13 protein-coding genes are annotated in these 14,574 nt (G+C 64.3%); 4 read left to right on the plus strand and 9 right to left on the minus strand.

The features are described 5' to 3' along the window. Positions 1 to 76 precede the first annotated feature (76 nt). Positions 77 to 2,800: a DNA mismatch repair protein MutS gene (mutS, locus tag NKI69_RS00755; RefSeq protein ID WP_352719574.1), complete on the minus strand. Its 2,724-nt coding sequence runs from the start codon at positions 2,798 to 2,800 to the stop codon at positions 77 to 79. 213 nt (positions 2,801 to 3,013) lie between these two features. On the opposite strand from mutS, the gene NKI69_RS00760 reads away from it, so the two are divergent. Next, positions 3,014 to 5,293 (plus strand): NADP-dependent malic enzyme, encoded by a 2,280-nt coding sequence (locus NKI69_RS00760; protein ID WP_352719576.1) that lies wholly within the window; start codon positions 3,014 to 3,016, stop codon positions 5,291 to 5,293. A 33-nt stretch (positions 5,294 to 5,326) separates the two neighbouring features. On the opposite strand, the gene NKI69_RS00765 is transcribed toward NKI69_RS00760, so the two are convergent. Next, on the minus strand, positions 5,327 to 6,028 hold the full coding sequence (locus NKI69_RS00765; protein WP_128304819.1) for an antitoxin Xre/MbcA/ParS-like domain-containing protein: 702 nt from the start codon (positions 6,026 to 6,028) through the stop codon (positions 5,327 to 5,329). A 490-nt stretch (positions 6,029 to 6,518) separates the two neighbouring features. Beyond that, positions 6,519 to 7,511: an adenosine kinase gene (locus NKI69_RS00770; RefSeq protein ID WP_027039710.1), complete on the minus strand. Its 993-nt coding sequence runs from the start codon at positions 7,509 to 7,511 to the stop codon at positions 6,519 to 6,521. 228 nt (positions 7,512 to 7,739) lie between these two features. On the opposite strand from NKI69_RS00770, the gene NKI69_RS00775 reads away from it, so the two are divergent. Both NKI69_RS00775 and NKI69_RS00780 read left to right on the plus strand, forming a co-directional pair. Next, positions 7,740 to 8,672, plus strand: coding sequence for a DMT family transporter (locus NKI69_RS00775; protein ID WP_352439729.1), 933 nt, complete (start codon positions 7,740 to 7,742; stop codon positions 8,670 to 8,672). A gap of 89 nt (positions 8,673 to 8,761) precedes the next feature. Next, the gene (locus NKI69_RS00780; RefSeq protein ID WP_352719578.1) at positions 8,762 to 9,472 is read left to right on the plus strand and encodes a sulfate transporter family protein; all 711 of its coding nucleotides are present in this window, start codon (positions 8,762 to 8,764) and stop codon (positions 9,470 to 9,472) included. Positions 9,473 to 9,481: 9 nt separating this feature from the next. Here the strand turns inward: NKI69_RS00780 and NKI69_RS00785 are convergent, their stop codons facing one another. The 6 genes from NKI69_RS00785 to NKI69_RS00810 form a co-directional block, all read right to left on the minus strand. Beyond that, positions 9,482 to 10,480: a proline racemase family protein gene (locus tag NKI69_RS00785; RefSeq protein WP_352719580.1), complete on the minus strand. Its 999-nt coding sequence runs from the start codon at positions 10,478 to 10,480 to the stop codon at positions 9,482 to 9,484. Beyond that, a complete protein-coding gene (locus tag NKI69_RS00790) occupies positions 10,477 to 11,280 on the minus strand; it encodes an isocitrate lyase/PEP mutase family protein (protein WP_128304822.1) in 804 nt (267 codons plus the stop codon). Before NKI69_RS00790 ends, NKI69_RS00785 begins: the two co-directional genes overlap by 4 nt. An 80-nt stretch (positions 11,281 to 11,360) precedes the next feature. Then, positions 11,361 to 12,215, minus strand: a complete 855-nt coding sequence (locus NKI69_RS00795) for a hypothetical protein (protein WP_352719582.1) — start codon at positions 12,213 to 12,215, stop codon at positions 11,361 to 11,363. Between the two features lie 72 nt (positions 12,216 to 12,287). Beyond that, entirely contained in the window at positions 12,288 to 12,950 is a 663-nt protein-coding gene (locus tag NKI69_RS00800; protein WP_352719584.1) for an HAD family hydrolase, read from the minus strand. Then, on the minus strand, positions 12,950 to 13,435 hold the full coding sequence (gene dut / locus NKI69_RS00805; RefSeq protein WP_023811652.1) for a dUTP diphosphatase: 486 nt from the start codon (positions 13,433 to 13,435) through the stop codon (positions 12,950 to 12,952). The genes NKI69_RS00800 and dut overlap by 1 nt, the downstream gene beginning before the upstream one ends. Before the next feature lie 301 nt (positions 13,436 to 13,736). Further along, positions 13,737 to 14,207, minus strand: coding sequence for an Lrp/AsnC family transcriptional regulator (locus tag NKI69_RS00810; protein WP_352719586.1), 471 nt, complete (start codon positions 14,205 to 14,207; stop codon positions 13,737 to 13,739). Positions 14,208 to 14,321: 114 nt separating this feature from the next. On the opposite strand from NKI69_RS00810, the gene NKI69_RS00815 reads away from it, so the two are divergent. Beyond that, positions 14,322 to 14,570, plus strand: a complete 249-nt coding sequence (locus NKI69_RS00815; RefSeq protein ID WP_023811654.1) for a DUF6356 family protein — start codon at positions 14,322 to 14,324, stop codon at positions 14,568 to 14,570. The last annotated feature ends 4 nt before the right edge of the window (positions 14,571 to 14,574 follow it).

A 14,574-nucleotide genomic window follows, 5' to 3' on the forward strand; every position in this document is an offset into this window, starting at 1 on the left:
GACGTCCGATCTCCCCCCTTGCGGGGGAGATGCCCGGTAGGGCAGAGGGGGGTGCTGTCCCGCCGACCTTTACTGGCTACGCCAGTCCCTTAAGCCGGTAAAGCGCCTCCAGCGCTTCCCTTGGCGTCATCTCGTCGGGATTGATGTCGCCGAGCGCGGCACCCAACGCGTCGCCCTTGGCCGGCTTCGCCGCTTCCCGCTTCACCGCCACCGAAAACAGCGGCAGGTCGTCGACCAGCCGGTTGGTCTTGCCGGAAACCTCGCCTTCCTCCAACTGGTGCAGGACTTCCTTGGCCCGGTCGACCACCGCTTCCGGCAGCCCGGCCAGCCGCGCCACCTGCACACCGTAGGAGCGGTCGGCGGCGCCCTTGCCGACCTCGTGCAGGAAGACGACGTCGTTTTCCCATTCCTTGACCCGCATGGTGACGTTGTGGAGCCGCGCCAGCTTGCCGGCCAGCGAGGTCATTTCGTGAAAGTGAGTAGCGAAGATCGCCCGGCAGCGGTTCTTCTCATGCAGATATTCGACCGCCGCCCAGGCGATCGACAGGCCGTCGAAGGTGGCGGTGCCGCGGCCGATCTCGTCGAGGATCACCAGGGCGCGCTCGCCGGCCTGGTTGAGGATTGCCGCCGTCTCGACCATCTCGACCATGAAGGTCGAGCGGCCGCGCGCCAGATCGTCCGAGGCGCCGACACGCGAGAACAGCCGGTCGACGACGCCGATATGGGCCGAGGTCGCTGGCACGAACGAGCCGGTCTGCGCCAGGATGGCGATCAGCGCGTTTTGCCGCAGGAACGTCGACTTGCCGCCCATGTTGGGGCCGGTCAGAAGCCAGATCGCGCCATTCTTGGCGCTGCCCTCCGGCGACAGGTCGCAATCATTGGCGACGAACGGGCCTTCGCCCGAACGGCGCAAGGCCTGCTCGACCACCGGATGCCGGCCCCCCAAAATGTCGAAAGCAAGGCTCGAATCCACCACCGGCCGGCACCAGGCTTCGCTTTCCGAGAGAAGCGCAAGTGCCGCCGAGACATCGAGCACGGCCAGCGCATCCGCACCGGCGCGGATCTTCTCCGCTTCGCCGACCGCTTCCGCCGTCAGCGCGTCGAAGGCGGCAAGCTCGATGCTGAGCGCCCGGTCGGCGGCGTTGGCGATCTTGGTCTCGAGTTCGGCAAGCTCGGTCGTCGTGAAGCGCATGGCGTTGGCCATGGTCTGGCGGTGGATGAAGCGAGCCTTGGCGCCGTCGCTGCCGGTCATGATCGCGTGGTGATTGGCGGTCACCTCGATGTAGTAGCCAAGCACATTGTTGTGGCGGATCTTCAGCGAGCGGATGCCGGTCTCGTCGATCAGCGAGCGCTCCAGCCCGGCGATCACTTTGCGCGACTCATCGCGCAGCGCCCGCATCTCGTCGAGATCGGGGTGATAGCCGCCGCGAACGAAGCCGCCGTCACGCTTGAGCAGCGGCAGTTCGTCGCCAAGCGCCTGTGTCAGGTGCTGGGCCAGCGCCTGGGGCAGCGCGTGGATGGCAGCGAGTGCCGCCGTCAATTCCCTGGGCAGGGCGGTCGCGGCAAAGATCTCGGCGATCGCGCCGGCAGCCTCGAAACCGGCGCGCAGCGCGCCAAGGTCGCGCGGGCCGCCCCGGTTGAGCGCCAGCCTGGACAGCGCGCGCGGCATGTCGGCGACGCTCCTCAGGCTCGACCGCACCGCCTGGCAGAGCCGGGTCTCGGAACGGAAGAACGAAACCGAGTCCAGCCTGCCGCCGATCGCCACCGGGTCGGTCAGCGGCGCCATCAGCCGGTCGGCGAGCAGCCTTGCGCCGCCGCCGGTGACCGTGCGGTCGATCGCCTTGAACAGCGAGCCTTCGCGGCTGCCCGACAGCGTGCGTAAGAGTTCGAGATTGCCGCGTGTTGCCGGGTCGATGAACAGGGTCGATCCCTGCTCCTCGCGCTCCGGCCGCGATAGCGGCGGGCGCTCCGCCTTCTGCGTCTTCTCGACATAGGCGATGGCGCCCGAGATCGCCGATAGCTCGGCGCGCGAAAAGGCGCCAAAGCTATCCGGCGTCGCCACATCGAAGAAACGGGCGATGCGTCCCGTGGCCGAGGCCGAATCAAACAGCGACGGCGGTTGCGGGCTGGCGACGCGGCCGAGCACGTCGAACACCGGCTTCAGCTCCGGATCATGGAACACCGGCTCGGCGACGATCAGCTCGCGCGGATCGACGCGGAAAATGTCGGCCAAAAGCCGGTCGGCGGTGGTGTCGGTGACGCGGAAGGCGCCGGTCGAGATGTCGATCCAGGCCAGCGCAAAGGAGTGGTCCGCTCCGCCTTTCACCCGCCCCAGCGCCATCAGGAAACTCGATTCCGACGGCGCCAGCAATTTGTCCTCGGTGATGGTGCCCGGTGTCACCAGCCGCACCACGTCGCGGCGCACCACCGATTTGCCGCCGCGTTTCTTGGCCTCGGCCGGATCCTCGATCTGTTCGCAGACGGCAACGCGGAAACCCTGGCCGATCAGCTTTTGCAGATAATCGTCGGCGGCATGCACCGGCACGCCGCACATCGGAATGTCGAGCCCTTGATACTTGCCGCGTTTGGTCAGCACGATGCCCAACGCCCGGCTCGCCTTCTCGGCATCGTCGAAGAACAGCTCGTAGAAATCGCCCATGCGATAGAACAGCAGCGAATCGGGGTTCGCCGCCTTGATCTCGATGAATTGCTCGATCATCGGCGTGGCGCCGGCGTGGGCGGTCGGCACCGGCGTCATCGCCTCGGGGGCGTCTGGCTCGTTCGGGCTGTGCATGTTCATGCGCGGCACGCTAGCAGATGTGATGATGCGGTTTAATGCCAGAGCTTCGAAAAACAGGGGACGACGGGACGGCAGCTTGTCCGCAATTGCCGATGCGGACGGCGATTCCAGCGCGCTGGCGGTTTACACGCGGCGGCGCGTGGTCTTAATTCGGTCCGACACAAAGCACCCGCTTCAACGAGGTGCTGCACCGGTGAGGAAATCAAGAACATCATGGCCAGGAAAACCGAGAACAACGGTCCGTCCGTCAGTGCGCAGGAAGCGCTCGAATTCCACGCCATGGGTCGCCCCGGCAAGCTGGAGGTCGTTGCCACCAAGCCGATGGCGACGCAACGCGACCTCAGCCTCGCCTATTCGCCTGGCGTCGCGGTTCCTGTTCTGGCCATCGCCGAAGACCCCTCGCGCGCCTTCGACTACACGACGCGCGGCAATATGGTCGCCGTCATCTCCAACGGCACCGCCATTCTCGGCCTTGGCAATCTCGGCGCGCTGGCCTCCAAGCCGGTGATGGAGGGCAAGGCGGTGCTGTTCAAGCGCTTCGCCGATGTCGATTCCATCGACCTCGAGGTCGATACCGAGGACGCCGACGAGTTCATCAACTGTGTGCGTTTCCTCGGGCCCTCTTTCGGCGGCATCAATCTCGAGGACATCAAGGCGCCGGAATGCTTCATCATCGAGCAGCGCCTGCGCGAATTGATGGACATCCCGGTCTTCCATGACGACCAGCACGGCACTGCGATCATCTCGGCCGCCGGCCTGATCAACGCGCTGGAAATCACCGGCCGCGACATGAAGACCACAAAAATGGTCTGCAACGGCGCCGGTGCAGCCGGCATCGCCTGTATCGAGCTGATGAAGGCGATGGGTTTTGCGCCGGAAAACATCACTTTGTGCGACACCAAGGGCGTGGTCTTTCGAGGCCGCACCGAAGGCATGAACCAGTGGAAGTCGGCGCATGCGGTCAAGACCGAGGCGCGCAGCCTCGCCGAGGCACTCGATGGCGCCGACGTCTTCCTCGGCCTCTCCGCCAAGGGCGCGCTGACCACCGCCATGGTGCAGTCGATGGCCAAGAACCCGATCATCTTCGCCATGGCCAATCCCGATCCGGAAATCACGCCGGAGGAGGTCGCCGAGATCCGCACCGACGCCATCATGGCCACCGGTCGTTCTGATTACCCCAACCAGGTCAACAACGTGCTCGGCTTTCCCTACATCTTCCGCGGCGCGCTGGATGTCAGGGCAACCACCATCAATGACGACATGAAGATCGCCGCCGCCCAGGCGCTGGCGGCATTGGCACGCCAGGATGTGCCCGACGACGTCGCCGCCGCCTATCAGGGCAACCGGCCGAAATTCGGCCCCAACTACATCATCCCGGTGCCGTTCGACCCGCGCCTGATCTCGGCCATCCCGATTGCGGTGGCCAAGGCGGCGATGGATTCCGGCGTCGCCCGCAAGCCGATCCTCGATCTCGACCGTTATGCGCAGGAGCTGTCGGCCCGCCGCGACCCGATCGCCTCGACCCTGCAGCGCATCTACGACCGCGTGCGGCGCCAGCCCAAGCGCATCGTCTTCGCCGAGGGCGAAGAGGAGCAGGTCATGCGCGCCGCCGTCTCCTATGTGAATCAGCGGCTCGGCACCGCCATCCTGCTCGGACGCGACGACGTCATCAAGGAAAACGCCAAGCACGCCGGCATCGACCTCAACAAGCAAGGCATCGAGATCATCAATGCAAGGCTGTCGCGCCGCAACGGCATCTACACCGACTATCTCTACGAGCGCATGCAGCGCAAAGGCTTCCTGTTCCGCGACTGCCAGCGGCTGATCAACAACGACCGCAACCATTTTGCCGCCTGCATGGTGGCGCTGGGCGACGCCGACGGCATCGTGACGGGCGTCACCCGCAACTATTCGACAGCACTCGACGACATCCGCCGCGTCATCGACGCCAAGCCCGGCCATCGCGTCATCGGCGTCTCGATCGTGCTGGCGCGGGGCAAGACCGTGCTGGTCGCCGACACCGCCGTGCACGATATGCCGAACGCCGAGCAGATCGCCGACATCGCCGAGGAGGCCGCAGGCTTTGCCCGCCGCATGGGTTATGAGCCGAGGCTCGCCATGCTCGCCTATTCGACCTTCGGCCATCCGCAGGGCGAGCGCTCCGAGCGCGTCCAGGAAGCGGTGCGCATCCTCGACAAGCGCCGCGTCGACTTCGAGTATGACGGCGAAATGGCCGCCGACGTCGCCCTCAACGCCCGCGCCATGGCGCAATATCCGTTCATAAGGCTGACCGGCCCGGCCAATGTGTTGATCATGCCGGCGTTCCACTCGGCCTCGATCTCGACCAAGATGCTGCAGGAACTCGGCGGCTCCACGGTCATCGGTCCTCTGCTGGTCGGCCTGAACAAGCCGGTTCAGATCGTGTCGCTCAACGCCAAGGACAGCGACATCGTCAACATGGCGGCGATCGCGGCGTATACGGCGGGGACTTGAGGGGCGAGCCTGAGCGGTGAGGTCGCGAGGCGTTCAGCGCGGCGCGAATACGCGCGCGGCCTCAACGACCTCGTCGACCTGATCCTGCCGAAGCAGGTCGACGGGAATGCGGCCGTCGAGCTGCGCCGAGGGCCGCGTCAGCCACAGCCATGCGAGCCTTGGATTGGTGATCAGCGACAGCACGTCGCGAATGCCTGCAACCGGCCGGCCGTCGACGAACTGCGCCAGCGGGAAGACATGTTTGCGGCCGCCCTTGCGCAAGGCGATGACCTCACCCCGTCTCTGCCAACGGTGCAGGGTCGAGCGGGCGATGCGCAAATGCTCTTCCAGATAGGTCGAGCCGGCGACGCGGCCCGCCCAGTCCTCGATCAGCATCGATTCGAGATCGTCGGACTTTGGCAGCGAGGGGGGCTCGACATCGGTCAACGGGGTCATCGGCGGATTGATCACGCCGGCAATACCGGCTTCGCTGCGGCGCGCGGCTTCCGCCGCCAGCGCGCGCACGAATTTCGAGGCCAGGCCGGGCAGGTCGGCATGGATGGCGTCGATGGCGCGCTGGTGCTTCGGCGACAGCAAGGTGACGGCGGACGCTATGCTGCCGGCGATCTTGCCGACCGAGACCATGGTTGGCTTGTTGATGGCCTCATCATAGTGGGCAAGCGCGCGTTCGACCTCCTCCGCGACCATCTCCGCGAAGTCGTCCTGCCTGAGGGCCTGGATCTGAAATCTGTTCATGCATCTGTCTTCCGGGCCGCGCTCCCCTCAGCTGCGGCCGATTGTTGAATCTCTAGAGCGGAAAGCGGAAATCGCGGCGGCAATGAATCCGGCCGCCCGACAGCATGCTGTCTAGCATTTCTTGACACCCCAACTGACTGAGGGCGCACCGAAATGTCAGTCGCGGGACGCCCAGATTGCGTGTAGGTGCGATGTATGACAGCCGCGCGACGGTGAGAAGCGGACGGCCAAGCTGCCGATCTCCCCCCTCGTGGGGGAGATGCCCGGCAGGGCAGAGGGGCGCGCGAAGGATCGCTACGGAACGATGTTTTGCGCCCGCGCTCCAGGTCCTTCTGACGACGTCAACGTCGCGCAAGAATCCAGGAATTCATGCCGTCTATTTCGGGGTCGGCGGCAGTGTAAAGCCTTGAAGATGCTGGCGGGACGGTGCCCCCCTCTGGCCTGCCGGCCATCTCCCCCACGAGGGGGGAGATCGGCAGCTTGATGGCTGCTAAAGCAACCCCGCCTGCTCAGCCTCTCGGCGCAGATTCTGCCGTGGCCTGGGGCCGATCTGCTGGATCACCAGTCCGGCCGCCAGTGAGCCAAGGTCGCCGCAGGTCTGCAGGTCGCGGCCTTGCGTGTAGCCATGCAGGAAGCCCGCGGCATAGAGATCGCCGGCGCCGGTCGTGTCGACCAGTTCCTTGATGGCGGTCGCCTTGATCACCACGGTTTCGTCGCCGCGTACGATCACCGAGCCTTTTTCCGAGCGGGTGACGGCGGCGATCCGGCAATCCTTGCGGATCTGGGCCAGCGCCTCGTCGAACGACGACGTCTGGTAGAGCGACTTGATCTCGTGGCTGTTGGCAAAGACGATATCGACCGTGCCCGAGCGCATCAGGTCGAGGAATTCGTCGCGGTAGCGGTCGACGCAAAACGAATCCGACAGTGTCATGGAGACTTCGCGGCCTGCCGCGTGCGCCAGCTTCGCCGTCTGGCGGATTGCCTCCTTGGCGCGCGGCGGGTCCCACAGATACCCTTCGAAATAGGTGACCTTGGCGCCAGACGCCTTGTCGGCTTCGACATCCTCAGGGCCAAGCTCGACGCAGGCGCCGAGATAGGTGTTCATCGAGCGCTCGCCGTCGGGCGTGACGAAGATCATCGAGCGCGCCGTCGGCGGCTCGCCCTTGAGCGGCGTGGTGTCGAAGGCGACGCCCTGCGCATGGATGTCGTGGGCGTAGATTTCGCCGAGCGCATCGTTGGAGACCTTGCCGAAGAAGGCGGCGCGGCCGCCGAAGCTGGCGACACCGGCCGCCGTGTTGCCGGCACTGCCGCCGGACGCCTCGATCGCCGGACCCATGCGGCTGTAGAGCAGTTCGGCGCGTTGTGTGTCGATGAGGTTCATCGCGCCCTTGATGATGCCGTTGGTCTCGAGGAATTCCTCGTCGCACTGGGCGATGATGTCGACAATGGCATTGCCGATGCAAAGCACGTCATAATCCGGCATCAAAATCTCCGCCAAAACCCGAGCCGGCTTCTTGCCACGCCGGTCCGGCGCGGGTCTAGCGATTTGAAACCGGTTTGCCTAGGGCGTGAGACGCAACTTTGGCGGAACAGGCAAAAGGCGCATCAGCCGGGAGGCGCTATGACAATTCGACCGTGGCCGAAGCATTTCGTCGCCGCACCGCCTACAAGCCTGGTTCAGCCGATCCCGTTTCGAAGGCGAGCCAGCCCCATGTCTACAAAGAAGATCTCGACAAAGAACGAGCCTGCAAAGAACGACATGACCACCGACCTGACACTGCTCGTCGTTCTGGCAGTGCTCTGGGGCGCCTCCTACACCTTCATCAAGATCGGCGTCGAAACCATCCCGCCGGTCACCTTCATAGCCGCCCGCACCCTGATCGCCGGCGGTATCCTGTTCGCCATCATCCGCTGGCGCGGGCTCGCCATGCCGGGCGATGCGGCAAGCTGGCGCCGCTTTGCCTTCCAGGCATGCCTCAACAGCGTCATACCATTCACCCTGATCGCCGCCGCCGAGCGCTCGGTCGATGCAGGCCTCGCCACCATCCTGAACGCGACCTCACCGATCTTCACCTTCCTGTTCACCGCGCTCATCACCCGCCATGAGCCGGTCACGGTGCGCAAGCTGATTGGCGTCGGCGCCGGTATAGCTGGAATATGCCTGATCATCGGAACCCAGGCGCTTGATGGCATCGGTCACCAATTGTGGGCGCAGCTTGCCATCGTCGCAGCGACAATCTGCTATGCCGGTGCGGCCATTTTCGGCCGTGGCTTCAAGGGCCTCGACCCGATGCTGCCGGCCGCCGGATCGATGCTGTGCGGCGCAATCATCCTGGTGCCGCTCAGTCTTGTGTTCGACCAGCCGTGGACGCTGGCGCCGTCGACCGCATCGATCCTGGCCTTGCTCGGCCTGTCGGTGTTTTCGACCGCACTGGCTTTCGTCATCTATTTCCGCCTCATCCACACGCTGGGCTCGGTCGGCACCACTTCGCAGGCCTATCTGCGCGTGCCGATCGGCGTCGGCATCGGCGCCGTCTTCCTCGGTGAAAGCCTTGGTTCGACGGCATGGCTGGGCATGGCGTTTGTCGTGGCTGGGGTCGCTGCCATGGCCATCCCGGTTCGCAGGCCGGCGCTTGCGCGGTAGGCGCCCGCCGCTTGTGCTGGCGACCTGCACTGCTTATCTCGGGGGCGTCCGTCTTTCGGCGGTATCCGCTAACCCTTGGTTGAAGCACGGTGATTTTCGACGCTGCCCGCACTGCGGCCCTTGAGCTGCTCTCGCCTCCGTTTCGTGCCGTGTTCCTCAAGACGCTGGGCTTGACCCTGCTGGCGCTGGTGGCGCTGTGGTTCGGTCTGACCAGCCTTGTCGAGTGGCTGGCCCTGCCATGGTTGCAGACGCTGTTGCCCGGCACGCCGTCCTGGGCCGGGTGGCTGGGCGGCATCATCGCGGCAATAGCGCTTGCCTTCGGCATGGCGTTGCTCATCGCGCCGGTGACGGCTGTTGTCGCCGGCCTGTTCCTCGACGATATCGCCGAAGTGGTCGAGCGCACCGACTATCCCGGCGATCCGACCGGCCGCGCCATGCCGGCGCTGCGCTCGCTGGTGCTGTCGGCGCGATTCCTCGGCGTCGTCATTCTTGGCAACATCGTCGCGCTGCTGCTTCTCTTGGTGCCGGGCGTCAACATAGCCGCCTTCTTCATCGTCAACGGCTATCTGCTCGGGCGCGAGTTCTTCGAATTCGCCGCCATGCGCTTTCGTAGGGAAGAAGAGGCCAGGGCCTTGCGCAGGCACTATGCCGCCACAGTGTTTCTCGCCGGGCTGCTCATCGCGGCTTTCCTCGCCGTGCCGTTGCTCAACCTGCTGACGCCGCTGTTCGCCGCCGCCATGATGGTGCATCTGCACAAGGCGATCTCGGTGCGGGAAGTGGCTCGCTCCTCGCGCCACTGAGCATTTTCTTCAGAGCAACAGGAATCCGCGTCCGAGCTCGTCGTCCGCTTCGACGATAAACTCAGTCCTGCCACTATAATAGGCGCGGCCGCCGACGCGGGCGATGATCGCCTCGTGCGGGCCAGCCTTTGCAGTCCGCACCACGGCTCCCGAAAAACGCGAGCCGGCAATGCTTTCGAATGTGCGCGTCTGTCCGATCGCGATCTCGCCCTTGGCATGCATGGCCGCCAGCCTTGCGGTGACGCCGGAGCCGGTCGGCGAGCGGTCGACCTCCGCCTCGGCGAAGACGCAGATGTTTTTAGTCACCTCGCTGGAAAACGCATCGCGGCCATCGGTCAGGATGGTGCCATAGAGGAAGGCTAGGTCGGCATGGTCGGGATGCGACAGCGGCAATTCGGCCTTGATCCTGTCCGTCAGCGCGGTTGCCGCATCGACGAAATCGCGCACCCGGCTTCTGCCGAATTCAAGCCCGAATTGGTGACAATCGGCCAGCGCGTAGAAGGCGCCGCCATAGGCGACGTCGAAGCCGATCGTGCCATGGCCCGCCAGCTCTATCGTCTGCCCGCCGGCGAACAGGAAGGCCGGCACGCTTTCGAACGACACCGCACCGGCCTTGCCGTCCCTGACCTCGACCGAGGCGACGACCAGCCCGCACGGCGCCTCGATATTGACTGTCGTGATTGGTTCCTGTTTCGCCACCAATCCCTCATCTACGGCGTAGCGGCCGAGCGCGACGATGGCGTGGCCGCACATCGTCGAGTAACCCTCATTGTGCATGAACAGCACGGCGAGGTCGGCGCCGGGCAGGTCCGGCTCGACCAGCAAGGCGCCATACATGTCGTAATGGCCGCGCGGCTCGAACATCAGGATTTTCCTGAGATGATCGAGATGGTCGCGCACATAGGCGCGCTTTTCCAGGATCGTGCCCTTGGGAATACCGGGATAGCCGCCGGTGACGATCCTCAGCGGCTCGCCGCCGGTATGCATATCGACCACGGCCAGCGTCATGCGACGGGCTTCGTGAAGAGGGCCTGCAATTTGCCGAACGGCATGGCGGCGCGGGTGAAGCCGAAGGTGCCGTCCTGCTGGATCTCGCGTGCCGCCGTTTCCAGCATGCCATAGGCGAAATTGGTCAGCCACGGCCCGAGCGAGATGCGCTTGACGCCGGCCATGGCGAGGTCGGCGATGGTGAAGCCAGGCTTTGCCATGACATTGACCGGCTTGCTGACCGCCGAGCAGAGCGTGCGGATCATCTCGACGTCGCCGATGCCTGGCGCATAGAGCACGTCGGCGCCGGCCTTCTCGAACGCCTGCAGCCGCTTGATGGTATCGTCGAGGTCGGACTTGCCCCACAGGAAATTCTCGGCCCGCGCCGTGAAGACGAAATCGCGCTTCAGCGCCCGCGCCGCCTCCACCGCCGCCGCAACGCGCTCGACAGCGTGCGCGAAATCATAGATTGGCTTGTCGGGGTCGCCGGTGTGGTCTTCGATCGAGCAGCCGGCAAGACCGGCCGCTTCGGCCGCGAAGATGGTTTCGGCGGCCTGCTCGGCGCTGTCGCCCTTGCCTTTCTCGAGGTCGGCCGAGACCGGCAGGCTGGTCGCCCCCGACACCTCGCGGCAATGGTGGATCATCTGGTCGAAGGTCACCGCGCCGTCCGGCAAGCCGCGCGAAAAGGCAAAGCCGGCGCTGGTTGTCGCCAGCGCCGTGAAGCCGAACGAGCCGAGCAGCTTCGTCGTGCCGATATCCCAGGGATTGGGCATGACGAAGGTCGAGGCATGCAGGTCGCGGAAGATCTTGCCCTTGTCCATGGTAGTACCCCCATCATATGCGGTGTGGCTAAGTGGATTTTATCCTGCCCCATTTGGCCGGGCAAACGAATGCGGTTGGTTCAGAAGCGTTTGGCGTTCTCTCCTGCCAATTTGTCCAGCGTGTCGGAATCCTTGATGTAGTGCGATGTCTTCTTGTCCCAGTGATAGATGACGGAAATCGCGTGGGACTCTGGTCGGGGCGGAGTGTCGTCGCAGCTTTCGCCGTTGAGCACCATGGCATCGGTCACCGTCACTTTGATGGCAGCATAGGACTTCCCCTCCGCGATGGCCTGAAAAGCTACATCCTGCTTGCGGCTGTAGGCGCACAGGTTTTCGTCGAACGTATAGATCATGTCGATCAGTTCGAATTTGTCGTCGCGGACCATGATCAGCGGCGTGATCACATAGTTCTGGCTCGAGTTGAAATGCGCGCTCATGGTGATCAGGACGTCATCGTTGGCGCTGACCGAAAGCTTGCCCGGTTCGCGGAAGTAGGTGCCGCGGTCGAGCGCGACATTGACGGCGTCGAGCAATTTTGGCTTGGCCGTGACGTCGTAGAGCGCCAGCACCGCATAGCCTTCGGCGCTGTCGGGAGAGTCACCGAGGTCGAACAGCATGGCCAGCCGGTCCTTGCCGCCGGCCTTGATCGCAAGCACCGCGGCATTGGAAAAGCCCGAAGTTTCGGGCGGCGAACCGCCGCCATCCGGTCGCTCGATATGTCGCATCTCGATCGGTAACCCGCCCCTGTAGAAGCCGTCCTGGTCCGCGGCGAGATCTGGAATGACCATCCTCGCGAGGTCGAGATAGGTGGCATCCGTGCGGCCGGGCAAAGCACTGCCGAGTTCCGGGAAGCCGACGGCTTGCGCGCCGGCCGCAGTCCACAAAAACGGCAGCAGCGTCAAGGTAAGGAAGAAGCGGAACAGGGCGGGTTTCATGCGTGGCCTCGAATTGGCGGGGCCAAGCTAGCACGGACGATCGAGGCGTACAGCCGCGGGCTGAAGATCAGCTTAGTGGATCGGCACCAGCCCGGCCAGCTCGCGCATGTCGTCGAACAGGATGCCGCCGGCCTGGATCAGGCCAGCGCGGTCGGAATAGGGATCGGCATGATAGGAAAACACCCGCATGCCGGCGGCGATCCCGGCCTGCGTGCCGGCGACGCTGTCCTCGATGACGATGCAGTCGGCGGGCGCGAAGCCCATGGTCTTGGCCGCATGCAGGAACAGGTCCGGGAACGGCTTGCCACGGCTGACCATGGTCGAGGAAAACATCGCGTGTTCGAACAGCGGCAACAGCCCGGTCTGGCCGAGCGTGATGTGCATCTTCGACACTCGGGCCGAGGTGGCGACGCAATAGGCGATACCGGCTGAACCCACGGCTTCGACGAACTCGCGGACGTAGGGGATCGCTTCGACGCCGTGGGCAAACAGATCCGGCAGGCCGGCGTTCCAGCGATCGACGAAATCGACGCCGAGCCTGACGCTGGTCTCTGCTTCGATCTCTTTCTGCACCGACGCCATGCTGCGGCCGGAGAAATTCTTGCGGCAATATTCGAAGCTTGTCGGATAGCCGGCAGCGGTCAGCCATTCGGCGAGACGCCGATTGGCCAGGTTCTCTGTATCGACCAGGATGCCGTCGCAGTCGAAGATGACAAGTTTAGGCAGTTCAGACATCAGGCGGTGCCGGTCGATCCGAACCCGCCCGAGCCACGCGCCGTGCCGCCGGCCAAAGTGCGCTCTTCCACGGCCGCCTGCGTCACCGCCGCGAAGACGATCTGGGCGATGCGCATGCCGCGCGTCACCGCGAAATCCTCGTCGCCGAGATTGATCAGCAGCACCTTCACCTCGCCGCGATAATCGCTGTCGATGGTGCCGGGCGTGTTGAGCACGGTCAGGCCGTGCTTGAAAGCAAGTCCGGAGCGTGGCCGCACCTGACCTTCCATGCCCTCGGGAATCTCCAGGATCAGCCCGGTCGGCACCAAAGCGCGTTTTCCGGGCAGGATCAGCAGCGGCCGGTCGTCGGGCACCGCGGCGCGCAAATCCATGCCGGCGGCCCCGATGCTTTCATAGGCGGGGAGGGGAAGTCCTTCAGCATGCGGCAACCTGACGAAGCCGACGGTCGGACCGATGACGGAGGGAGTTTGAAGGGCTGCGCGCATAAAATCGATCCTATCGGCGCGAACGGCGATTCGGTCAACTCGACTACACTGCTATCAACGGCTTTCTTTTGGGCGGCACTGTGACCACCCAACGCTTCGTCATCCACGGGCGAAGCAAGGAGCGAAGCGACGCAGCGCAGACCATAGGATCCATGCCGCGACTTTAAAGCGTTGCTGCGGTGCAGAATTCTGCTCCGCTGCACTCCTCGGCCAAGGTCACGGCATGGATCCTCGGGTCTTCGCGACGGAGCTTCGCTCCTGCTCCGCCCGTGGATGACGAAGTTGGGAGGCTTCAGCTAATCTACCTCAGTTCCATCGGAACAACGGTCGTCTCCTTGATCTCCTCCATCACGAAGGAGGCGGATACGTCCGACAGCGACACCTTGGCGATCAGCCGCTGGTAGAGCCGGTCATAGGCCTTCACGTCGGCGACGCGGGCGCGCAGGACATAGTCGAGGTCGCCCGACATGCGGTAGACGCCGGTGATCTCGGGAAAGCCGGTCACCGCCGCCCGGAATTTCTGCAGCCACTCCGGGTCGTGGTTGGACGTGCGGATCAGGATGAAGACGGAAAGGCCAAGTCCGAGCTTTTCGGCATCGACCAGCGCCACGCGGCCGGTGATGACGCCATCCTCCTCCAGCCGCTTCACCCGGCGCCAGCAGGCATTGCGCGACAGCGCCACCCGTTCCGACAGCTGGTCGACCGACAGCGTGCCGTCGCGTTGCAATTCGGCAAGCAATTTCCGGTCGATTTCGTCGATTTCCAACGCCATGTGGGATGTTTGTCCCATCAACGGGACAAATACAAGGATATTTTGAGACCGATGAACCGGCGAAGCGTGTCAGGATACTCATATCAGGAACTTCAAGCGCTGAAGGGGACCAGCATGTCGGTCGCAAGGATTTTCACCTCTCATCCGGCCAAGGTCGGCGAAACCTATTTCACTCATATGGCCTTTGCCGGCTGGTTCTCGTCGCGGCTGCTGATGGCGGCTGGCGCCGCGCTCGTTCACGCTTTCTTGCCATTTCTGTTTGAGACTACCGCCAGCCGAATCGTTCGTGAGCTTTACGAGCGGACGCACAACAGAGGCACACACGCGATCAAGGAGCCTGCGGCTCTTATGGATCGCGCCTAGAGGG

Origin of the sequence: Mesorhizobium sp. M0491, assembly GCF_040321265.1 — a bacterium.
GTDB lineage: Bacteria > Pseudomonadota > Alphaproteobacteria > Rhizobiales > Rhizobiaceae > Mesorhizobium.